Origin of the sequence: Colwellia sp. 6_MG-2023, from assembly GCF_030547765.1 — a bacterium.
GTDB lineage: Bacteria > Pseudomonadota > Gammaproteobacteria > Enterobacterales > Alteromonadaceae > Colwellia.
Genome location: NZ_JAUOPP010000025.1, coordinates 1 through 21718 on the forward strand (window position 1 = coordinate 1; position 21718 = coordinate 21718).

General features: G+C 35.6%; 20 protein-coding genes and 4 tRNA genes. 19 read left to right on the top strand and 5 right to left on the bottom strand.

What is annotated here, in order from left to right; genetic code table 11:
• The 7 genes from Q4503_RS14925 to purF all read left to right on the top strand — a co-directional run.
• A partial coding sequence (locus Q4503_RS14925; RefSeq protein WP_303602763.1) for a FimV/HubP family polar landmark protein occupies window positions 1-986 on the top strand: 986 nt, incomplete at its 5' end.
• A 105-nt stretch (window positions 987-1091) separates the two neighbouring features.
• Window positions 1092-1874: a tRNA pseudouridine(38-40) synthase TruA gene (gene truA / locus Q4503_RS14930; RefSeq protein WP_215972677.1), complete on the top strand. Its 783-nt coding sequence runs from the start codon at window positions 1092-1094 to the stop codon at window positions 1872-1874.
• Window positions 1875-2048: 174 nt separating this feature from the next.
• Window positions 2049-2903: an acetyl-CoA carboxylase, carboxyltransferase subunit beta gene (accD, locus tag Q4503_RS14935; protein WP_215972678.1), complete on the top strand. Its 855-nt coding sequence runs from the start codon at window positions 2049-2051 to the stop codon at window positions 2901-2903.
• A 33-nt stretch (window positions 2904-2936) separates the two neighbouring features.
• Window positions 2937-4418, top strand: coding sequence for a folylpolyglutamate synthase/dihydrofolate synthase family protein (locus tag Q4503_RS14940; protein ID WP_303602764.1), 1482 nt, complete (start codon window positions 2937-2939; stop codon window positions 4416-4418).
• Window positions 4419-4447: 29 nt separating this feature from the next.
• On the top strand, window positions 4448-5095 hold the full coding sequence (locus Q4503_RS14945; RefSeq protein ID WP_215972680.1) for an SPOR domain-containing protein: 648 nt from the start codon (window positions 4448-4450) through the stop codon (window positions 5093-5095).
• An 84-nt stretch (window positions 5096-5179) separates the two neighbouring features.
• Window positions 5180-5662 (top strand): CvpA family protein, encoded by a 483-nt coding sequence (locus Q4503_RS14950; protein ID WP_215972681.1) that lies wholly within the window; start codon window positions 5180-5182, stop codon window positions 5660-5662.
• Between the two features lie 47 nt (window positions 5663-5709).
• Window positions 5710-7227, top strand: coding sequence for an amidophosphoribosyltransferase (gene purF, locus Q4503_RS14955; protein WP_215972682.1), 1518 nt, complete (start codon window positions 5710-5712; stop codon window positions 7225-7227).
• 118 nt (window positions 7228-7345) lie between these two features.
• Here purF and Q4503_RS14960 read toward each other — a convergent pair whose 3' ends face one another.
• Together Q4503_RS14960 and Q4503_RS14965 are read right to left on the bottom strand one after the other, a co-directional pair.
• Window positions 7346-7945, bottom strand: coding sequence for a Yip1 family protein (locus Q4503_RS14960; protein ID WP_215972683.1), 600 nt, complete (start codon window positions 7943-7945; stop codon window positions 7346-7348).
• Between the two features lie 280 nt (window positions 7946-8225).
• Window positions 8226-8531, bottom strand: a complete 306-nt coding sequence (locus Q4503_RS14965) for a hypothetical protein (RefSeq protein WP_303602765.1) — start codon at window positions 8529-8531, stop codon at window positions 8226-8228.
• Window positions 8532-8731: 200 nt separating this feature from the next.
• On the opposite strand from Q4503_RS14965, the gene miaE reads away from it, so the two are divergent.
• The 5 genes from miaE to Q4503_RS14990 all read left to right on the top strand — a co-directional run bounded on the left by miaE (window position 8732) and on the right by Q4503_RS14990 (window position 13936).
• Window positions 8732-9502: a tRNA isopentenyl-2-thiomethyl-A-37 hydroxylase MiaE gene (gene miaE, locus Q4503_RS14970; RefSeq protein WP_303602766.1), complete on the top strand. Its 771-nt coding sequence runs from the start codon at window positions 8732-8734 to the stop codon at window positions 9500-9502.
• A gap of 200 nt (window positions 9503-9702) precedes the next feature.
• Window positions 9703-10272 (top strand): CAP domain-containing protein, encoded by a 570-nt coding sequence (locus Q4503_RS14975; protein WP_303602767.1) that lies wholly within the window; start codon window positions 9703-9705, stop codon window positions 10270-10272.
• A gap of 250 nt (window positions 10273-10522) precedes the next feature.
• Window positions 10523-11485: an MbnP family copper-binding protein gene (locus Q4503_RS14980; RefSeq protein ID WP_303602768.1), complete on the top strand. Its 963-nt coding sequence runs from the start codon at window positions 10523-10525 to the stop codon at window positions 11483-11485.
• Between the two features lie 4 nt (window positions 11486-11489).
• Window positions 11490-12725, top strand: coding sequence for an MbnH family di-heme enzyme (locus Q4503_RS14985; RefSeq protein WP_303602769.1), 1236 nt, complete (start codon window positions 11490-11492; stop codon window positions 12723-12725).
• Window positions 12725-13936 carry a hypothetical protein gene (locus Q4503_RS14990; protein ID WP_303602770.1) on the top strand — a complete coding sequence of 404 codons (1212 nt, stop codon included), beginning with the start codon at window positions 12725-12727 and terminating at the stop codon, window positions 13934-13936. Before Q4503_RS14985 ends, Q4503_RS14990 begins: the two co-directional genes overlap by 1 nt.
• A gap of 61 nt (window positions 13937-13997) precedes the next feature.
• Here the strand turns inward: Q4503_RS14990 and lpxH are convergent, their stop codons facing one another.
• Both lpxH and Q4503_RS15000 read right to left on the bottom strand, forming a co-directional pair.
• On the bottom strand, window positions 13998-14759 hold the full coding sequence (gene lpxH / locus Q4503_RS14995) for a UDP-2,3-diacylglucosamine diphosphatase (RefSeq protein ID WP_215972689.1): 762 nt from the start codon (window positions 14757-14759) through the stop codon (window positions 13998-14000).
• A 71-nt stretch (window positions 14760-14830) separates the two neighbouring features.
• Window positions 14831-15322, bottom strand: coding sequence for a peptidylprolyl isomerase (locus Q4503_RS15000; protein WP_215972690.1), 492 nt, complete (start codon window positions 15320-15322; stop codon window positions 14831-14833).
• Window positions 15323-15527: 205 nt separating this feature from the next.
• Between Q4503_RS15000 and cysS the strand changes: the two genes are divergently transcribed.
• Window positions 15528-16949, top strand: coding sequence for a cysteine--tRNA ligase (gene cysS / locus Q4503_RS15005; protein ID WP_303602771.1), 1422 nt, complete (start codon window positions 15528-15530; stop codon window positions 16947-16949).
• 93 nt (window positions 16950-17042) lie between these two features.
• On the opposite strand, the gene folD is transcribed toward cysS, so the two are convergent.
• Entirely contained in the window at window positions 17043-17897 is an 855-nt protein-coding gene (gene folD, locus Q4503_RS15010) for a bifunctional methylenetetrahydrofolate dehydrogenase/methenyltetrahydrofolate cyclohydrolase FolD (RefSeq protein WP_215972692.1), read from the bottom strand.
• A 326-nt stretch (window positions 17898-18223) separates the two neighbouring features.
• Between folD and Q4503_RS15015 the strand changes: the two genes are divergently transcribed.
• From Q4503_RS15015 to clpP, 6 genes are all read left to right on the top strand, one after another.
• Window positions 18224-18300: transfer RNA gene (locus Q4503_RS15015), tRNA-Pro, on the top strand.
• Between the two features lie 150 nt (window positions 18301-18450).
• Window positions 18451-18527 (top strand) — tRNA-Arg (locus tag Q4503_RS15020).
• 29 nt (window positions 18528-18556) lie between these two features.
• Window positions 18557-18632, top strand: a tRNA-His gene (locus Q4503_RS15025).
• A gap of 38 nt (window positions 18633-18670) precedes the next feature.
• Window positions 18671-18747: transfer RNA gene (locus Q4503_RS15030), tRNA-Pro, on the top strand.
• Between the two features lie 762 nt (window positions 18748-19509).
• The gene (tig, locus tag Q4503_RS15035) at window positions 19510-20817 is read left to right on the top strand and encodes a trigger factor (RefSeq protein ID WP_215972673.1); all 1308 of its coding nucleotides are present in this window, start codon (window positions 19510-19512) and stop codon (window positions 20815-20817) included.
• 180 nt (window positions 20818-20997) lie between these two features.
• Complete coding sequence (gene clpP / locus Q4503_RS15040) at window positions 20998-21645, top strand: ATP-dependent Clp endopeptidase proteolytic subunit ClpP (RefSeq protein WP_289847530.1); 648 nt, start codon at window positions 20998-21000, stop codon at window positions 21643-21645.
• Window positions 21646-21718: the final 73 nt, after the last annotated feature.

The window sequence follows — 21718 nt, forward strand, 5'->3', positions numbered from 1 at the left end:
AAGATGAGTTAACCGCTGATGACGAGCTGGATATCGATGAACTAATTGCTGATATGGAACAGTCAAATGATAGCTCAATCGATAGTGCCGTTGATAGTGAAGTTGAAGATGAGTTACTTGATGATGAAGATTTCGACATCGATGAGCTAATTGCTGACTTGGAGAAGTCAAATGAAACTCCAATGGAAAATGAAGTTGAAGATGAGTTAATTGATGATGAAGACTTTGACATTGATGAGCTAATTGCCGACATGGAACAGTCAACTGAAAGCCCTGTTGAAGATAAACTTGATATTGGCGATGATTTAGTTTCAGGTGCTTTCGATAAGGAAGCACTTGAAGAATTATTGGAAGATAACGAACATGCTATTGAGTTATCACCTGATTTTTCAGATCAAAATGTATTAGCAGATTTGTTAAATGATAGTGATGAAGATAGTAGTAGCAAAGTAACAGAAGCTAGTGAAATTAATGATATTAAAGAGTTAAATAATTTAAATTTTGATGAGCTTTTAGCAAATATCGAAGAAGAGTCTAGTATTGCCAATCAAGGTGCTAATTTTAATGAAAACCTTGATGATAGCGATAAAGTAACATTAGAAGATTTCGATAACTTTAATTCTCAAGACATTTCATCGAAAGATAGTGCAGAGGCAGGAAACTTTGCAAGTAGTGATAGCAACGAAAGTGATTTTGTCTCTGTTGACTCATTACTTTCTGATAGCCAAGGAGAAGTCAATTTTGATGAACCTTATGAAAACGCTAATATAGATGTTGGATTGAATGAATTTCCAGAATTTACTCGTGATGTCAACTTAATTGATGTTGATATTGATGAGAGCGGTATGGCCGCTAAACTTGATTTAGCAAAAGTTTACCTTGAAATAGGAGACGAAGATAATGCTCAAGTTATTTTAAAAGAAGTTATTAAATTGGGTACAGCTGAACAGCAAGAAGAAGCACAGAGACTGTTAAACGAGACTTAAGACGATATATAACGTAATCGAATTACTAACAATATTGGCATAGCGCAGTAAAATAATGGATAATGCGCCAATTTGAGTTATACACAGTTGGCTTAAGAGGTTTACATGCGTTACGCACTAGGTATCGAATACGATGGGAAAAATTATTGTGGCTGGCAACGGCAAAAAAGCGTAATTAGCGTACAACAAAAAGTAGAACAAGCATTATCTAAAATTGCAGACGAGCCTATTGAAGTTATTTGTGCTGGTCGTACCGATACAGGTGTTAATGCGACAAATCAAGTTATCCATTTTGATACTACTAAGCAGCGTAAGGATATTGCGTGGACTCTAGGGGTCAATACTCATTTACCTACAGACATAGCAGTCACTTGGGTTAAAGCTGTTAGTGATGACTTTCATGCTCGCTTTAGTGCTACAGCGAGACGCTATCGTTATATTATTTATAATAATAAATTACGCTCTGCTATTTTAAGTTACGGTATTAGCCATTGCCATTATTGGTTAGATGAAAAACTCATGCAAGAGGGGGCACAATACCTCGTTGGTAAGCATGACTTTACTTCATTTCGAACAGTTCACTGTCAATCACACTCACCAGTTCGCACTATTGAACATTGTGAAATAACTCGTCAAGGTGAATATATCATCGTTGATATAAAAGCGAATGCTTTTTTACACCATATGGTGCGTAATGTGGTTGGTAGTTTAATGCGTGTTGGGCAATCACAAGAAAAGCCAATTTGGATTAAAGAAGTATTGGAGCTTAAAAATCGTTGTATGGCAGGTGTAACTGCACCACCAGAAGGTTTATACTTTGTCGAGGTTGATTATCCAGGGCAGTTTGACTTGCCTAAAAGACCGTTTGGACCATTGTTTTTAAATTAAACTGTAATTATCATTATTAAATAACAAAACAGACCAGTTTTTTATATAACATATAGGATAAAGTATGTTCTAATTATTGGTTATATTTGTTATCACATTCTACTTAACTTTTTTATGAAGGTTTATCAGTAAAAAAGTTGATTTATATTCGTTGCAATAGGCAAAAATAAAATTATGAGCTGGATTGAAAAAATTCTCCCAAAAGCAAAATCTACCCAAAAAAGCAATATTCCTGAAGGTGTTTGGAGTAAGTGCTCTTCATGTAATGCGGTACTGTATAAAGTTGAGCTAGATAGACAAATATCTGTTTGTCCAAAGTGTGATCATCATATGCGTATTAGTGCGCGTAAACGCATCGACAGTTTTCTTGATCAAGATAACCGTCAAGAGCTAGGTGAAGAGTTTGAAGCACAAGATATTTTAAAATTTAAAGACTCAAAGCGTTATAAAGATAGATTAAGTGCCGCGCGTAAAAATACCGGTGAAAAAGATGCTTTAGTTGTAATGAAAGGTGAACTTCATGGTATGCCTGTTGTTGTTGCTGCATTTGAATTTGCATTTTTAGGTGGCTCTATGGCTTCCGTTGTTGGTGCTCGTTTCGTTAAAGGTGTTGAATATTGTTTAGAGCATAACCTTCCTTTTATATGTTTTTCAGCAAGTGGCGGTGCCCGTATGCAAGAAGCATTATTTTCATTAATGCAAATGGCCAAAACAAGTGCAGCATTAGCTAAAATGAGTGAAAAAGGTTTACCTTATGTTTCTGTATTAACCGACCCTACTATGGGTGGTGTTTCTGCAAGTTTAGCTATGTTAGGTGACATCAATGTTGCAGAGCCAAAAGCATTAATCGGTTTTGCAGGCCCACGTGTTATCGAACAAACCGTTCGTGAAAAACTGCCAGAAGGTTTTCAACGCAGTGAGTTTTTATTAGAAAAAGGGGCTATTGATATGATTGTTGATCGCCGTAATATGCGTGAAACATTAGCTCGCATGTTAGCCAAATTTACAGGACAAGTTAGCCCTTTATAATATTATCTTAAATTAGCTAAAGTCTATTAATATATGTTGAAACAAACTGAAAGCCACTCGAAAGATTTTTCTAATCTTAATGAGTGGCTTTGTTATTTAGAAACCATCCATAGCACTGAAATTGATCTTGGGCTATCTCGCATTAGCGAAGTTGCTACAAGACTAAATATTGATTTTAGTTTTGCTTGTGTAATTACCGTTGCTGGCACTAATGGCAAAGGAACTACGTGTGCTTTTTTAGAAAATGCGCTACTTGGTGAAGTTAGGTCCAAAAAAGTAGATGAGAAGACCATCGAAAACGATAATTCCAAAGATAATATTCGTTTACAAACCGTGGCTGTATACTCATCACCACATATTGAAAAATTTAATGAACGGTTACGTATTAATAAAAGTGACATCGATGATCAATCACTTATTACTGCGTTTGAAAAAATAGAGTTCGCAAGGGGAGAAATATCTCTAAGCTATTATGAGTATACAACCTTAGCTGCATTTCTTGTACTGATGCAGGTTAAACCAGACATAATTATATTAGAGGTTGGCTTAGGCGGACGTCTTGATGCAACCAATATCATTGATGCTGATGTGGCTGTTATCACAACCGTTGACCTTGATCATCAAGCTTTTCTTGGTAACGATAGAGAAACGATTGGTTTTGAAAAAGCAGGTATTATGCGTGGTAATCAGCATATTATTATTGGTGACCCTAATGTACCACAATCTGTATTAAATTATGCTAAGCAAGTCAATGAAGTCGCTGATGAACAAGGTTTACAGCAAGCATTAAAAAAAATAAAAGTACGTAATAAAGATTTTTTTATTGTTAATAACAGTGTTTTTAATAATCAGGACGAGCCCTGTTGGCAACTTCAGTTTATTGACGTTGATGAAAAAAATCAAAAAATAGAATGTAATTTGCATAACCTTATCACAACTTATATTCCTCAAGATAATGTTGTCACAGCATTAATGGTCTTAAAGCAACTTGGAGTTCAGTTAACGACTAACAAAGTTAACAGCCTAATTTCAAATACCCAAGTAGCAGGAAGAACAGAGCTATTTAATCTAAAAAGCCAGCAGGTTGGTAAAGCCGAAAGTAGCGATGTAATCAGTAATACTTTTGTGGCGCAATGTGATGTTATGCTCGATGTTGGTCATAACCCACATGCAGGTCGATATTTAGCACAAAAAATAGCTCAAGTTAAAGCTCAAAATCAATATCAACGTATTATTGCCGTTGTTGCTATGCTTGCAGATAAAGATATTGCTAATACCTTAACTCCTTTTAATGATGTTGTTGATGAATGGTATTTAGCACCATTAACGGTTCCAAGAGCAGCAACCGCTGAACAAATGGTAAATGAGCTATCTCATTTTACTAATTCTATCAATTGCTTTGACAATATTACTCAGGCATTTAAAATGGCTAATCTTAAAAGTGAATCAAATGACTTGATTCTTGTTTTTGGCTCTTTCTACACGGTTGCCGAAATTAGGCAGCTTTTAATTTAGACTATAGCTTAAGTTATTTGGAGTATCGTTTGTCTACACCGTTTCAAAATCGCCTTGTTGGTACCATTATTGTTGCTGCCGCAATCGTTATTTTCTTACCTGATATACTTGATGGCAAAAAACAGTCTAGTCAAGCCGACTTCGACACAATTCCACAAGCTCCTGCTTTTAAGGGGGAAACAATCCAAGCGCCGTTTCCAAATGAAGCATTAGTAAAGCAAGAAGCACCTAGTACCTCTAATGAAGAAGCTATAGATGAGCAATTATTAATAGATAATGAGAAAAGTGAAAATGCGCTTAGTGACACTCAAATTACTAAAGTAACACCGGCAAATAAGCCGAAAAAAATTGAAATGAATAGTGCTTCGAAGACAAAAAGTAATTCAGCAATTGATAAACCTGTATTAGGAAAAACCCCAGCTAAAGCCGTTAACAAAGAAGCTTGGGTTATTCAACTAGGTAGTTTTAGAAATAAAAGCAATGTTGAAGAATTAGTGAACAAGTTAAAAAGTAATGGTTATACTGTCTTTACTAAGCCTATTCAAACTAAAAAAGGCACGTTAACAAAAGTTTTTGTAGGACCTGAACTGATAGAAGCATCTTTGACTAAAAAAATTCCAGCATTAAAAAAATTAACAAATGTACAGGGTAAAGTTTCTCGATTTTACCCAAATTAATAACGGTATTACAGCCAAAAGGTTGGGCATTTGTTTTTTGATTCTGATAGAATGCGCGCCTCTAATGAATGAGAAACTTAAACCATGGTTTGGATAGATTACGCCATTTTAGCCGTAATAGGCATATCAACACTAATTAGCTTGGTGCGAGGCTTTGCAAAAGAAGCTGTATCGTTAATTATTTGGATAGGTGCTTTTTTTATTGCGAGTACCTTTTATGCCAATCTAGCTAACCTTCTTACTAATATCTCTGATCAATTTTTGCGAAATGCAGCCGCAATCGCGATTTTATTTATAACTACTTTAGTCTTGGGCGCTTTAATTAACTATCTTATTGGACAGTTAGTAAGGAAGACAGGATTATCTGGCACCGATCGAGTTCTAGGACTTGTATTTGGTGCATTACGTGGCGTGTTAATTATCAGTGCAGTGTTATTCTTTATGGATGCTTTCACTGGTGCAGCAACAACAGAGTGGTGGAAAAGTTCACAATTAATACCTGAGTTCAGGTTGGTTGTTGAATGGTTTTTTGAGTATCTCAAACAATCATCAAGTTTTCTAACATAACGTTAATTCATAAAACTATTAGCTAATTTCCCAGCGGAGAAAAATTCATGTGTGGTATTGTTGGTATTGTCGGTAAAACCCCGGTTAATCAATATTTGTATGACGGATTAACAGTGTTACAGCATCGAGGACAAGATGCTGCCGGTATTGTTACTATCCATGACGATACATTTCGTTTAAGAAAAGGTAATGGTTTAGTTAAAGACGTTTTTCATACGCGTCATATGCTTAGATTACAAGGCAATATAGGTATTGGCCATGTTCGTTACCCAACTGCAGGTACTTCTAGTTCCTCAGAAGCTCAGCCTTTTTATGCTAATTCACCTTATGGTATCTCTTTAGCACATAATGGTAACCTAACCAATGCAGATGAATTAAAAACTTGGCTTAATACTAAAGCTCGACGTCACGTAAATACAACTTCTGATTCAGAGTTACTGTTAAATATTTTAGGCCATGAATTACAGCAAAGTGAGAGCGCATCCTTAACACCTGATGATATTTTTACTGCTATAACTAATGTGCATAAACGTGTTAGAGGTGCTTATGCTACTGTCGCTTTAATTATTGGTTATGGCATGGTTGCGTTTCGTGACCCAAATGGTATCAGACCACTCGTTTTTGGTAAGCGTGAAACTGAACATGGTATCGAATACATGATAGCGTCTGAAACGGTTGCTCTTGACGCTTGTTCGTTTGAGTTTGTTCGTGATGTTGCTCCAGGTGAAGCCATCTTCTTCTCAGAAAATGGTCAAATTCATAGCCAGCAATGTTTTGATAAACCTAACTACAGCCCGTGTATTTTTGAGTTTGTTTATTTTGCTCGCCCAGATTCAACAATAGATAAAATTTCTGTTTATGCCTCTCGTGTTGAAATGGGAACGAAGTTGGGTGAAAAAATAGCCAAAGAATGGGATGATGTTGAAATAGATGTTGTTATTCCTATTCCTGAAACATCATGTGATATTGCGTTGCAAATCGCCAAACAATTAAATTTACCTTATCGTCAAGGCTTTGTTAAGAACCGCTATATTGGCCGTACTTTTATCATGCCAGGACAAGAGCAGCGCAAAAAGTCTGTTCGTCAAAAGCTGAATGCAATTGGAGCAGAGTTTAAAGGTAAAAATGTTTTACTCGTAGATGACTCTGTTGTACGTGGCACAACCTCTGAACAAATTATTGAAATGGCTCGCGCATCAGGCGCTAATAAAGTTTATTTTGCTTCTGCTGCCCCTGAAGTTCGTTTTCCTAATGTTTACGGCATAGATATGCCAAGCGCTAACGAATTGATTGCTCATGGTCGTGACGTTGACGATGTTTGTGAATTAATTGGTGCAGATAAACTTATTTACCAATCTATAGAAGACTTAGTTATTGCTGTGAGAGCAGGGAACCCTGAAATTAAGAGCTTTGATACTTCTGTATTCGATGGTATCTATGTGACCAACGATATAGATAATGCTTATTTAGAAAAACTTGATGCACAAAGAAATAATAGCAGTAAAGAAGCATCAGATAAAAATGCTGATACTGTTATTGATATGTACAATGAAGGTGCAGAGTAACTTTACGTTATATCTAAATAGTGATAAAGAAACTGTAGAGTATAAAGTAACGAGTAGCGGTTAATTTTCAACTGGCTACTCGTTATGCTGTTATTGTTAGTAACTCTTAAATGACTAGCTAAGAAATATATTCAGGTCCAAATCCCATAGACCATAATACCGCACTAAATGCCATAATTCCCACGAGTAGCACTAGACCACAAGTAACTACCGAGCTTGAATATATAAATCCTTTTTCTTCAGGAATATTCATCATAATAGGTACGCCTGAATATAATAAATAAATGGAATAACATACCGCGGCAACTCCAGCTAATGCAACAAACCAAAGTACTGGGTACAACGCAGCAATACCAACCATTAGCATAGGTGTTGAAGTATATGCAGCAAGCTCTAATGATTGTACAAAACTTGGTTTTGCATCAAAGGTTTTTGCCATCCATTGAATTAAGTAGGCGAGTGCTAATACACCAACAATTAAAGCGCAATATAGTGCTACCGCCATTAATTGAGCGCTACTTTGATTTATTTTTATTGGATCACCAACACCGATTGTCCAACCGATATGTGCAGCGGCATAGTATCCACAAATAGTAGGGATGAGTGCCACTACTAATATATGTATCATGCTATAGGTTAAACTTTCGTGGCGCTTTTCAATTGTTTGCCATTCGTCTTTTGGGTGAGTGTATAAGCCCCAAATATGATTTAATATCATAACAACTTCCTCTTGCAGTCCCCGATTAATTATTTAGCTATTTTATATAAATTTATTATTGTTCACTAAATAAACATTCGACATTAAAAAAATTATATTGTCGATAACCTATTTATGTAAGATGCCAGCCCATTCGTCAAGGTTTGATCGGTAAATAGACAATAAAAGATGAAAATAAATACTTTTTATATTGAATATAAGTAAAAACTATTTTACTTATCACGTATGGATATAAGTAAGTTTGAATTGGGAGTACGTCATTAAATTCTATTTATGCACATTAGGCGACCTTTATTCTAACTATTTTCATTATTTCAATATCAAAACCTGCGATATTTTCATTGTCTGGGTAGTAAGTAATATTTACGCGTTGCCCTTTTAAACTTTTATATAATTTTTTTCGTTTATATTTAAAAGCAACACTTATATCTTCCAACATAAGCGTATTAATAACCCAATCATCAGCTTCACGTTGAACATGTGAGATAACCTTAATATTATCGGTATGAACAAGTTTATTATGTTGCTCAATTAACTTCTTTGCTTCTTTATTGTTAGGGACGTTATCTTTAAAGTTATGGGTCATGATCAAAACCTGCGGAGTATAGGTGCTACTAGTATCTCAATTTATTGCTTTTTAAAATAGTGTCATCGTTTAATTAAAAGTTAAATTAATCATAATGTTTATCTGTATTCATTTAAGGACGGCAGAATAAAGTAATATATTTAGTAAACTTCATGTTAAAATTATTCTAAATTATCAATAATATTGAACTTATAAAAACAATGTACGAAGAATTATTAGCGCCAATTAACGCTTTCTTAAAATGTAAGACTCCTGAGTCTTGGGTTGAAGAAGCAAAAAAAACAGAAAACTTACCAATACTTCTTCGGGATCATTTAATTTGTGAATTAAAAGCCGCTCAAAGTGCATTATTTTTACTTAAACGTTATGCACTAACAGCAGAAGGTGCAGAGCAATTAACTGATCTAATGAAACCTTATGAGCAGTTTGCCTATAAACGTATTGGTAACACTGAAACGCTTAAAGGGATGAATGTTTTATCTAAGTCGATTAAAGCTAAGTCTGATTGTTCATACGGGCAAGATATGGTTGATAAAATGGTTTTATTAATAAGAGAAGAGTTACATCACTTTTATCAAGTATTAGAAATTATTGAAGAAAATAATATTCCTTACGATCCAATACCTGCATCACGGTATGCGAAGGGGATGCTTAAAAATGTTCGTACCTATGAACCAGAAGCGCTTATTGATAAGTTAATTATTGGTGCATACATTGAAGCAAGATCTTGTGAACGTTTTGCTAAAATAGCACCGTATTTAGACTCAAAAATTGGTAAGTTTTATTTATCGTTACTTCGCTCTGAAGCACGTCATTATCAAGACTACTTAGCACTAGCAGAGCAAATTTCCAAAGTAGATATAACAGAGCGAGTTACTTTTTTTGGTGCTATTGAAGCTGAACTTATTCAATCACCAGATACCGATTTTAAATTTCACTCAGGTAAGCCAAATTCAATTTGTTTGCTCTAAAACTAAGTCCTTTTAGAGCAGAATCATAAGTAAATATTCCCGCTATTAATAGTAATGAAATTTAAGTAATTGTTTTTCATGTTGTTTTAAGCTATCTAATTTTTTTGATTTGTGCAATATTAAATGACAATAAACAAAAATTATAGGGCTAACAGTACTGAAAAGCCTCTATAAGAAACTATTAGGGCTTTATGTCAAAATTGCATTTTATAATTATACTTCTTTTTTTTCCTGTATTTGTTTTAGCTAATGAAATTGATGAATGTGGTAACAATAATGAAGCAAGAGCTTTAGTTAAATTAATTAAAAGTGATAATCAGCAAAAACGAATATCTATCCGTTGTAATAGCTTGCTTACTGAAGCGAAAGCTAAAAAAATGTCTGAATTAGGTTTGGTTGTACATAATCTTGAAGGGGGGCCAAATTCACGTTTACGCAATGTAGGTTATAAACTCCCATATTATTACGGTTATGATTTTAATAGCAACCAAGTAGAGGCTATTGCAGGTGGTTATTCTGATGCAGAAGAAGTCTGGGATGCCTTTAAAAGATCGGAACTTCATCGAACACATTTATTAGGTGATCTTGACTTCTATAAAGAGCAAGATGAAATCGGAGTTGCTTTTATAAAAAAGTGGGAGTCACCTCACGTAGAATATTGGGTAGTTTATTTAACGAAAGGCTATGAAAAAAACCAAACTAAGCTTGCTGAATTTACTGAAATACCTAACAAAAGCCTATTTATAATACAGCATGATAAATTAAAATAGTGATTGTAAAAAACTAATAAGATATCAATTGCGTTGAGTGATTGACACCGATCATTTTATCGAATTTTTGCCTTAGAATATTTTTCTCTTAGCGCCTGCTTTGAGTAATTTAATAATTAAACCTGCCAATAACTTAACTTACATTATTGTAAAATAGAACTTTCTTCAGAAGTGCGACAATTTGTCACTCTGTTATTAAAGGTTGTGAATCTATAATGACGTAATTCTTATTATAATGGAACTTACGATAATGTTTACACGCTTTATTTCTGGTATTAAATCTCCTCTATCATTAACCTTCGCATCAGTAGTGCTATTGGCTGGTTGTGGCTCTAGTAGTGAAAGTACTGTCGATACAGGTACGCCAACGGAAGAAAACACACCTTTTACACTTGATTTTACAGCAAAAAGTGCTGGTGAAACTGTGGCTTGTGATACTAGCCACAACCAATTTGGTACTGAAGAATTACATGCTATTTCTGTAAGTGATTTACGCTTTTATATAAGTAACCTTAAATTCTATAATGAAAATAATGAAGAAATTAGTGCTGAGTTAGATGCTAATGACTTTCAACGTCATAGTGAACAAGGATTCGTTGGCTTAATCGATTTTACTAGCAACACTGCTGGTGCGTGTACAGATGATGCTTTAGGTGGTACAGAGCGAACAAATACCGCTATTAGTGGAACGATTATTGGTGGCACTGGTACTGTCAATAGCGTTAGTTTTGATGTCGGTGTACCACAAGCGGTTATGAAAGATGTTATTGCGACCAACACGCAAGAAGATGCGCCAACACCATTAAATGAATTATATTGGTCTTGGGCAAGTGGGTACCGTCATTTTGTGATGAATTTTACGATTGAAAATACTGAAGAAGTTGAGGGTAAAGGTCTTATACATTTGGGTAGTCGAGATTGTGGCGGTGATGGTTTGCTTGCTTTAGAAGAGAAAGATACTTGTGATTTCGTGAATACGCCGAAAGTGACTCTTGATAACTTTAATCCTGTTAACGACGTTGTTGTACTTGATATTGATGCAATGTTAAATAATGTTCAATTTTCCGCAACAGGTGATGAAGTAACTCCTACAGTATCTTGTCATTCTAACCCTACGCAAACAGATTGTACTGCTCTTTTTGAAAATTTTGGTTTAGACATTACTGATGGTAGTGCTGATGCTGATGCAAATCTTGTATTTATTAAAGAATAAGTAAATGCTATTTAGATCTCTAGGTCGGTTAACGTTGCCTAAACTCAGTGAAGTTGATTCTTCATTGAGTTTCATGTTTTTACCGCTGTCATTATTCGTGATGCTTTTTGTTTCTGGTTGCAATGTATCTTCTACGACAACAGTTACTTCAACTGAAACAGAACAGGATTTACGTACATTATTAGACTTACCCGATCATATGCCTTTACCGGCTATTCCTGAGTTTAATCCGCTCACCAAGGAAAAAATAACGCTGGGGCGTTTTTTATTTTACGATAAACAGCTATCCGCTAACCAAACTCAATCTTGTGGTTCGTGTCACTTTCAGTCTGATGCCTTTGCCGATGGCATTAGTACACCAATAGGCTCAACAGGGCATGCTTTAGTACGTAACAGCCAAGGGTTAAGTAACGTGGCATATAACGCAACGTTTACTTGGAGTAATGACACTTTTTTTGAGTTAGAAGATCAATTAAATGTACCAATTCGTGCCGATGATCCTATTGAATTAGGGGTTACTGATGCTGAACTTGATACCGTATTAAGCCGTTTTAATAACGATGAGAAGTATCAAGAGATGTTTGAAGCTGCTTTTCCTGATAGTGATTCAGGCGCAACAATGAATAAAGTTATTTTTTCATTGGCAAGCTTTGTGCGAACGATGATCAGTGCTAAGAGTCCTTACGATGAATATTTATTAGGTGATAAAGAGGCTTTAACAGCACAGCAAAAACTAGGTTTTAGTTTATTTAATGGTGAAAAATTTGAGTGCTTTCATTGTCATACTGGTATTAACTTTACTGTGTCATATAAAGATGCCAATACGTTGAATGATGCACTTTTATTTCCATTTTTTAATAACGGTTTGTACAACGTAAATTCGGATGGAAGCTATCCTGCAGAAGATCAGGGAATCTTTGATTTATCGTCTGACCCGACCGATAAAGGTAAATTTAGGCCACCGTCACTACGAAATATAGAGTTTACAGCACCTTATATGCACGATGGCAGTATCGGTACTTTACGCGAGGTTGTTGAGCATTATGCCAGAGGTGGAACATTGACAGAATATGGTGTTAACGCGGGGGATGGAAAAAATAGCCCTTATAAATCAGCACTGATACTTGGCTTTTCGGCTACAGATGAAGAAATTGACGCTGTAGTCTCTTTTTTAGAGTCACTTTCTGATTATGATTTTATTAATAACGAAAAATTTTCGAATCCGCATGAGGAAAATTAATGCTTAAGCGTATTAAGCCAATATGGCTATTACCTTTACTTTCTATTGTTTATCAACCAGTAATGGCTCACCAAAAAGTTTCTTTGTCTGAGAAGGACTCAATTAAAGTTTTGGCTGCTATAACTTACCGTAACAACCAAATAGTAGAGAGCGGTGAAATATGGCAACCGCAAGGTTTTTTAGTTGGTGGTGAAGCAGTACCTGCAGAAGACGGTGCAAGCTTAGATGATGCACAACTGCAGGGGTACATGAACCTAAATAAAGAATACTATGTTGCCGCTAAATTAAGTGCACATAGTCACAGCGGTGAAAATAGTCTTGAATTAGAAAATCTTTGGTTTGGTACTGAGTTTCAATTTGCACAGCAAATGTTTCAAATTGAAGCAGGGAAGATTTCAACCGAAGTAACAGATACCATTAATTATCATTCATCTATAGATATTTTTAGTCAGGCACCATTATCTGCAGATATATTATTTGGCCGTCATTTTACCGATATAGGCGCGCGATTTGCGTTAATGAATTCAATTGATCAGTTAAATTCAAGTTATAAGTTAGGTATAGAGTTATTTAGTGGTGATAATTTTCCTGCAACTTCTGGTGATGGCAGTATATCGGCATTTAGCCATTTGACTTTTCAGTCACAATCTTTTCAGTCGATAGCTAAACTTTGGGTAATGTATGCTAAAGCAGAGCAAAGGGAAGATGTACGTTATAGTGAAGGCCATAGCCATGGTGTATCGGTAGACAATGTAGTTCAATCATTTTTTACGGGGGATACCTTGAGTACAGGTATATATCTTGATGGAACGTGGGATTATGAGCAATGGCGTTTTCATGGTGAGTTTGAATGGATTCAAGCACAAATAGATGGTCAAATCTCAACGACAACACAAAGTGCCTACATGGATGCAGTTCAAAGTTCATATCGTTTAGCCGCTTTTGTAGAGAGAGAAAAGCACAGTCTTCACCTTGAATATGAAATTTTAAGTGTTGATAATAAGTTCTCTCAAACAACAGAGACATTCATTGAGCAAGTAGGTTTAAGTAATAATGGGTTTGAACCAAACAGACTAAGTGTTGGTTGGCATTATGCATTTCATCCTGATTTTATATTACGTACTGAATGGATGAGAGATGAAAGCAATGAATTATCACAAGTTAGCTCCATTGTTAGCTTAGGTATTCAATGGCGCTATAACCTTTTATAAGTTTTGATAACAGATATTATAACCCAATGAATTCAGATTAATTAGGGATGTCAGTATAAATTTATGCTGACGTATCTGTTTGATTAAATGGGGAGTTGAGTAATTCCATATTGCTTGGTGTTACTTTTAACCAAGCTCCTTGTTCATACCAGTCGCCTAGTACAATGCGTTTTGCGGGTTTGTTATTGGCGGTTAACTCATGTACAGCAGGTCTATGAGTATGACCATGAATCAATAATTGACTTTGATGAGCTTCCAAACAATTGACCACTTCCGAGGGTGTTACATCCATAATATCTTGGGGTTTTATTGATGTAGCTGCTGCACTTTTTTTCCGGTAATCGGCAGCGATTTTTTTACGTACAAATAGTGGTAAGCTTTTTATCATGGTTTGCCACCACCAAGAACGCGATTTTTTACGAAATTGCTGGTAAGCAACATCACGTGTGCATAGAGTGTCGCCATGCATAATGACCACGCTTTGTCCGTATAAGTCGATTAACTCAACTTCAGGTAGTAATATCATGGCTGATTTTTTTGCAAAACTAGCCCCTAGTAAAAAGTCTCGGTTGCCATGAATATAATAAATAGTGGTACCAAGGTTTGATAGAGTGGTTAATGCTTTAGCTATTGTGACTAAATAAGCACTGTCATCATCATCACCAACCCAAGCTTCAAATAAGTCACCGAGAATATAAAGCGTTTGTGCTTGTGTTGCATCATTTTTCAAAAAGCGTAAAAAACAGGCGGTAATATCAGGTCTGTTTTGTGCTAAATGTAAATCAGCAATGAAATATGTTACGGAGTTATTTGTACTTGGCATTGGCAGTTGCTTCTAGTGCTTATTTCTATTAGTGAGTGCTAATTTTGAGTGTTAATATTTACAGCTAACAATTACTCAACAATTGCTGATTCAATAACAATATCTTCTTTAGGCACATCGCCATGACCGTGCAAACTACCTGTTGGTACTAAAGTCATTTTATCTACCACGTCCATACCTTCAACAACTTCACCAAATACACAATAACCCCAACCCTGTACTGATTCATTTTTAAAATCTAAAAAGTCATTGTCAGTTAAGTTAATAAAAAATTGTGCTGAAGCTGAATGAGGCTCTTGAGTACGTGCCATTGCTAATGTGCCACGCTTGTTACTTACACCATTGTTGGCTTCATTTTTAATGCTCGCGCGTGTTTCTTTTTCTTCTAAGCCTGGAGCAAAACCACCACCTTGTGCCATAAAACCTTTAATTACACGGTGAAAGATAGTGCCATTGTAATGACCTTCTTCAACGTATTGTTGAAAGTTTTTTGCAGTAATTGGTGCTTTCTCAAAATCTAATTCAATTTTAATATCGCCAAGGCTTGTTTTGAATATAATCATATCGTTCTCTTCTACAAGGTAAAATTTAACGGAATTGTACGCGATCATTCGCGGAATTAAAAATAGAGGTTTTAATATATTTAATTTACTTGGATATTAATTGATATAAAGTGCATCTGGCATGGTGATTCGATAACACGCTTGGGGTACAATCCATTTTCAATGTAGTACATTATTATTTTATTTACTGGAGTCGTAAACCCTCATGTTACAGATATACAATACTTTAACTCGTAAAAAGGAAGCTTTTACCCCGATTAACCCAGGTAAAGTAGGATTGTATGTTTGTGGTTGTACTGTTTATGATTTGTGCCATATTGGTCATGGACGTACATACATCAGTTTCGACAATATAGCGCGTTATATGCGATTTTCTGGTTATGATGTGAATTATGTACGCAACATTACTGATGTTGAAGATAAAATAATTAATCGTGCTGCACAAAATAATGAAACAACTGAGCAACTTACTGAGCGTACCATTGCTTATATGCATGAAGATTTTGATGCATTAAATATAGCTCGTCCAGATATTGAGCCGCGTGTAACGACTCATATGAATGAAATTATTGCTATGATCGAAACGTTGATCGCGAAAAAGCATGCTTATATTGCGGGTGAAAAAGACAGTAGTGATACCAATAATACAGGTAAAGGTGATGTGTTATTTGACGTTTCTAGCTACGCTGATTATGGCAAATTAAGTGGACAAGATTTAGAGCAGTTACAATCAGGTTCAAGAGTTGATGTCGATCAATCCAAAAACAACCCATTAGATTTTGTTTTATGGAAGTCGGCTAAACCCGGCGAGCCTAGTTGGTCATCACCGTGGGGTGAGGGTAGACCTGGTTGGCATATAGAATGTTCAGCGATGAATGCAAAAGAGTTAGGTCATCATTTTGATATTCATGGTGGTGGCTCAGATTTACAATTCCCTCATCATGAAAATGAAATTGCCCAAAGTTGTTGTGCACTTGAAACACCTTATGTAAATTATTGGATGCATACAGGGATGGTACAAGTGGATCAGGAAAAAATGTCAAAATCTTTAGGCAACTTCTTCACTATTCGTGATGTGCTTGCTCAATATGATGCTGAAACGGTTAGGTTTTTCTTAACAACAGGGCATTATCGTAGTCAACTAAACTACTCGACTGATAATTTGAATCAAGCAAGAGCTTCATTAGAGCGTATTTATACGGCCTTAAGAGACGTTGATATTAGTGATGATTTTATTTTAGATAAATCTTCTACTTATGTTAAACAGTTTTGTCAGGCTATGGATGATGATTTTAATACGCCGCAGGCATTAGCAGTACTCTTTGAAATTGCTAAAGAATTAAATGTCGTAAAAAGTAACAATATTGAACAAGCTGAAAAATTAGCGGCAACATTAAAAACGTTAGGTGGTGTTATTGGTTTATTACAATTAGCGCCAGAAAGTTTTTTACAAGGGCAAAATGCGAATGAAGACGTCGCTGAAATTGAAGCGCTTATCGTGCAACGTAATCAAGCACGAATAGATAAAGATTGGGCGCTTGCTGATGAAGCTCGTGATAAGTTAAATGCGATGAATATTATTCTAGAAGATAGCGCAGGTAAAACAACTTGGCGAAAGAATAATTAGTTAATTATTTCAGCGTTAATAATGATTTGAAGTGTACAAACTATTTGTACACTCTTTTCTTGGATTTATATAATACATAGAAAACAAAAATTTTTATTTGCCGAACTGCTCACAAGCGATAAATGTGTTTTCAATCAAACAAGCCACTGTCATTGGGCCAACGCCGCCAGGTACTGGTGTAATAAAGCTGGCTTTTTCTTTAGCTACATCAAATTCAACATCACCGACAAGCTTACCTGACTCTAAGCGGTTAATACCTACATCAATAACGACTGCACCGTCTTTAATCCATTCGCCAGGAATGAAAGCAGGTTTTCCAACTGCGACGACAATTAAGTCAGCGTTTCTCACTTTACCTTCTAGATCTTTAGTAAATCTATGGGTAGTGGTAACGGTACAACCTGCTAGTAATAACTCTAACATCATTGGTCTACCCACAATATTTGAAGCACCAACAACTAAAGCATCTAAGCCATGTGGTTGAATACCTGTGGACTCAATGAGTTTCATAATTCCTTTTGGTGTACAAGGGCGAAGGCCAGGTTGACGTAAAGCAAGCTTACCCACGTTAGAGGGATGAAAACCATCTACATCTTTTTCAGGGTGGATGTGTTCAATAATCAAGTTAGCATCTAACCCTTCTGGTAAGGGAAGCTGAACTAAAATTCCGTCAATAGTATTGTCGTTATTTAGTTCATTAATTAATTGGTATAACTCATCCTGTGAAGTGGTGGCAGCTAAATCATAAGAACGAGATACAAAACCAACTTCCTCACAAGCTTTACGTTTACTACCTACATAAACCTGAGAAGCTGCATCGCAACCTACTAAAATAACTGCTAGTCCTGGAGCTCTTTGACCTTTATTTTTACGTAGGCTAACTTTTTCTTTAATAGAGTCGCGAACTTTTTTGGCAATAACTTTGCCGTCAATTAATGATGCCGTCATAATACTTAACTGTAACCTTAAATAAATTAATGAGATAAATGAGCTGTAAAATTGAGGTTATTTTGCCATAAACCCTACGCTAGTTATAGTTAAGAGTGAGAATAATTTCATAAGAAAAGTTTGAATAGTGGCATCCCGTACTGATAATGCTTAATTCTTAGTGTTGTCTTGTATATATAAGGTATTTGATACTAATTAAGCAAGTTGCATTAAAAGTGAACGAACAGGTATTTATTTATAAAAATAGTTTGACTGAGCACGCGCAAATCGGTAATATCCGCACCCGTTGAAGACAGCTAATGTTTTAGTTTGTTTTAAACAAATGTCGGTGATTAGCGCAGCTTGGTAGCGCACTTGGTTTGGGTCCAAGGGGTCGCAAGTTCGAATCTTGCATCACCGACCACTTTTTCTTACTAATTTCTTTAAAAAATTATTTAAAAGATGAAGTGTTAGCTTTGGTGTTTATTAAGTTCATTTAGTCATGAATTTTATTATAAATCGCCAGGCATAACTTATTCAGTGAATAAGTTATAATGCTTTTGTAGGTTAATGTGCGCCCTTAGCTCAGCTGGATAGAGCAACGCCCTTCTAAGGCGTGGGTCGCAGGTTCGAATCCTGCAGGGCGTGCCATACTAAAAGTAGATAGAAAAGATATAATGGTGGCTATAGCTCAGTTGGTAGAGCCCCGGATTGTGATTCCGGTTGTCGAGGGTTCAAGTCCCTTTAGCCACCCCATATTTACTTTGAGCTCCTTACTCAAAGAATTTGAAAATCGGTGATTAGCGCAGCTTGGTAGCGCACTTGGTTTGGGTCCAAGGGGTCGCAAGTTCGAATCTTGCATCACCGACCACTTTTCAAAAATATTATTTCCTATACCTAACCAAAATTGGTTTGGGTGTCATCAAGTTCAGTCGCAAGTTCTAATCTTCATTACTGACAACTTCTCAATTTAATTCCATATTCATGATTGATATTTATTAAGCTCATCATTCACTAAATTTTGGTTTGGGTGTCATCAGGTTCAGTCGTAAGTTCGAATCTTGCATCACCGACCACTTTTCAAAAATATTATCTCCTATATCTGACCAAAATTGGTTTGGGTGTTATCAAGTTCCGTTGCAATGTTGAACTTTACATTAATAATGAATTTTTAACTTATACTTGGCGAATAAAAGCCATTTACCAATGAAGTAGAAAATTATGTTTTACGGTAATTATCTTGGTTGTTTGCAATGTTCGAGAATACAATTTGTTCCTTTATAAGAGAGGGGCGAGTGTTATTTGATCACTTTCATGGTATTTAATTTATTTTACTTAAACTTATGTTACCCTTTTTTTATATGTAAGTTATTATAATGTATATGTATTTTAACTACCTTGGTAGTTGGTGTAACAGTCATTATGCTGTAGGTAAGAGTATCCTCGACGAGGCTTTATTTAGGCTACGATTTCCGCCAGAAACTTGCCCTTGCAACTTCTTTTGTGTCTAGCTATAATTCCGCGTCATAAATTTTAACCGTTCGTATGAGCAAGGCACTTTTTTTACTATTATTAGCAAGTAAAATTGATGCTATATAAGAAAGCGTAACACGCTAAGTTTTGAGGTATATAAATGCAAGTTTCAGTTGAGACTACACAAGGTTTGGAACGTCGTTTGACTATTTCTGTTCCAGCCGAAACAGTAGATGTTGAAGTTAAGAATCGTCTTCGTCAAGTAAGTAAAACCCAACGTATCAACGGTTTCCGTCCAGGTAAAGTTCCACCATCAGTTATTCAAAAACGTTACGGTAAATCTGTACGTCAAGAAGTTGCCGGTGAAATCATGCAACGCAGCTTTGTTGATGCTATTGTTGCTGAAAAAATTAACCCTGCGGGTCGTCCTTCATTTGTTGCAAAAAGCAATGAAGATGGTAAAGAATTAAAATTTGAAGCAACTTTTGAAGTTTACCCTGTAGTTGAGTTAAAAGGTCTAGAAGATATTAAAGTAGAGCGTCCTGATGTTGAAGTGTCAGATGCCGATCTAGATGAAATGTTTGAAACATTACAGAAGCAGCACCAAACGTGGAAAGAAAATAAGCGTAAAACTAAGAAAGGTGACAAGTTAGTACTTGATTTCACTGGCCGCATTGACGGTGAAGAGTTTGAAGGTGGTAAAGCTGAAGGTTTTGAACTAGAACTTGGCGCTGGCCGCATGATTCCTGGTTTCGAAAAAGAAATCACAGGTATGAAAGCTGGTGAAGAAAAAACAATTAAAGTAACTTTCCCTGACGATTACCATGCAGAAAACCTAAAAGGTAAAGAAGCAGAGTTTGATATTGTTGTTCATAAAACAGAAGGTGCTGTATTACCTCCTGTTGATGAAGAGTTTGCAAAACTTTTTGGTGTTGAAGAAGGTGGTGTTGAAGCTTTACGTGAAGAAGTTAGTAAAAACATGACTCGTGAATTAACTCAAGCTGTTAAAGCTAAAGTTAAAGAGCAAGTACTTGAAGGTTTATTATCTAGCCATGATGTTAGCTTACCATCAGCTTTAGTTGCACAAGAAATTGACGTATTACGTCAACAAGCAATGCAACGTTTCCAAGGTCAAATGGATCCGAAGAACTTACCTGAACTACCTAACGAGATGTTTAAAGAGCAAGCTGAACGTCGTGTTAAAATTGGTTTGTTATTAGGCGAAGTGATTAAAGTTAATGAACTGAAAGTTGATATGGCTAAAGTTGATGAGTTAATTGCAACAGCAGCGTCAGCTTATGAAGATCCACAAGAAGTTATTGAATACTACGCAAACAACAAAGAATTAATGCAACAAATGCAAAATGTCGCTTTAGAAGAGCAGGCAGTTGAATTTTTAGTTGAAAAAGCGAAAGTAGAAAATAAAAAAGCAACTTTTAAAGAAATTATGAACCCTGAAGGGAAGTAATATCGCTTTTTTATTGACAAAAAGCTTAGCAATCGCTTAAATTTAATGGCTTGTATGGATATCTTCATACAAGCCATTTTTATTTAGCGTATTATTTTAATGATTACTTAAAGAATGTAGCTTAATTTAAGCTGCTTAGTTAAAGTAATCATGTATTTTATATTTAAGGACGGAACACACTTGTTTAATTCCCAATTCAATTCCCAATCAAACTCTCAAAATTCAGCGACTAGCCCAGAGAGTGCTTTAGTACCAATGGTAGTCGAACAGACAGCTAAGGGTGAACGTTCTTATGATATTTACTCAAGATTACTTAAAGAACGTGTTATATTTTTATGCGGCCAAGTTGAAGATCACATGGCTAATTTAATTATTGCGCAATTATTATTCTTAGAATCAGAAAGCCCTGATAAAGATATTTTCCTCTATATTAATTCACCGGGTGGCTCTGTAACAGCAGGTATGGCCATTTATGATACAATGAAATTTATTAAACCTAATATTTCTACTGTATGTATTGGTCAAGCTGCAAGCATGGGAGCATTTTTGCTTTCAGGTGGTGAAAAAGGTAAACGATATTGTTTACCTAATGCACGTGTGATGATTCATCAACCTCTTGGTGGATTCCAAGGGCAAGCATCTGACTTCGAAATTCATGCGAAAGAAATATTGTTTATTAAAGATAAATTAAATCGTTTAATGTCGGAGCATACAGGGCAACCTCTTGAGAAAGTTTCTCAAGATACTGATCGCGATAATTTCTTAAGTGCTGAAAGCGCAGTTGAATATGGTTTAGTTGACTCCATATTAGAACAAAGAAATAGTTAATATTAACTGTAAGTTGAATTTGACTCATCAAGTTCAACTTAAAAGATGATTGAATGATTGCCATATTATAATT

Coding starts and splice junctions, on each gene's coding strand:
- folD (WP_215972692.1), bottom strand. CDS start 17,897: ATGACGGCATCATTAATTGACGGCAAAGTTATTGCCAAAAAAGTTCGC.
- Q4503_RS14950 (WP_215972681.1), top strand. CDS start 5,180: ATGGTTTGGATAGATTACGCCATTTTAGCCGTAATAGGCATATCAACA.
- cysS (WP_303602771.1), top strand. CDS start 15,528: ATGTTACAGATATACAATACTTTAACTCGTAAAAAGGAAGCTTTTACC.
- Q4503_RS14960 (WP_215972683.1), bottom strand. CDS start 7,945: ATGATATTAAATCATATTTGGGGCTTATACACTCACCCAAAAGACGAA.
- truA (WP_215972677.1), top strand. CDS start 1,092: ATGCGTTACGCACTAGGTATCGAATACGATGGGAAAAATTATTGTGGC.
- Q4503_RS14965 (WP_303602765.1), bottom strand. CDS start 8,531: ATGACCCATAACTTTAAAGATAACGTCCCTAACAATAAAGAAGCAAAG.
- accD (WP_215972678.1), top strand. CDS start 2,049: ATGAGCTGGATTGAAAAAATTCTCCCAAAAGCAAAATCTACCCAAAAA.
- Q4503_RS14980 (WP_303602768.1), top strand. CDS start 10,523: ATGTTTACACGCTTTATTTCTGGTATTAAATCTCCTCTATCATTAACC.
- Q4503_RS14990 (WP_303602770.1), top strand. CDS start 12,725: ATGCTTAAGCGTATTAAGCCAATATGGCTATTACCTTTACTTTCTATT.
- miaE (WP_303602766.1), top strand. CDS start 8,732: ATGTACGAAGAATTATTAGCGCCAATTAACGCTTTCTTAAAATGTAAG.
- purF (WP_215972682.1), top strand. CDS start 5,710: ATGTGTGGTATTGTTGGTATTGTCGGTAAAACCCCGGTTAATCAATAT.
- lpxH (WP_215972689.1), bottom strand. CDS start 14,759: ATGCCAAGTACAAATAACTCCGTAACATATTTCATTGCTGATTTACAT.
- Q4503_RS14940 (WP_303602764.1), top strand. CDS start 2,937: ATGTTGAAACAAACTGAAAGCCACTCGAAAGATTTTTCTAATCTTAAT.
- tig (WP_215972673.1), top strand. CDS start 19,510: ATGCAAGTTTCAGTTGAGACTACACAAGGTTTGGAACGTCGTTTGACT.
- Q4503_RS15000 (WP_215972690.1), bottom strand. CDS start 15,322: ATGATTATATTCAAAACAAGCCTTGGCGATATTAAAATTGAATTAGAT.
- Q4503_RS14985 (WP_303602769.1), top strand. CDS start 11,490: ATGCTATTTAGATCTCTAGGTCGGTTAACGTTGCCTAAACTCAGTGAA.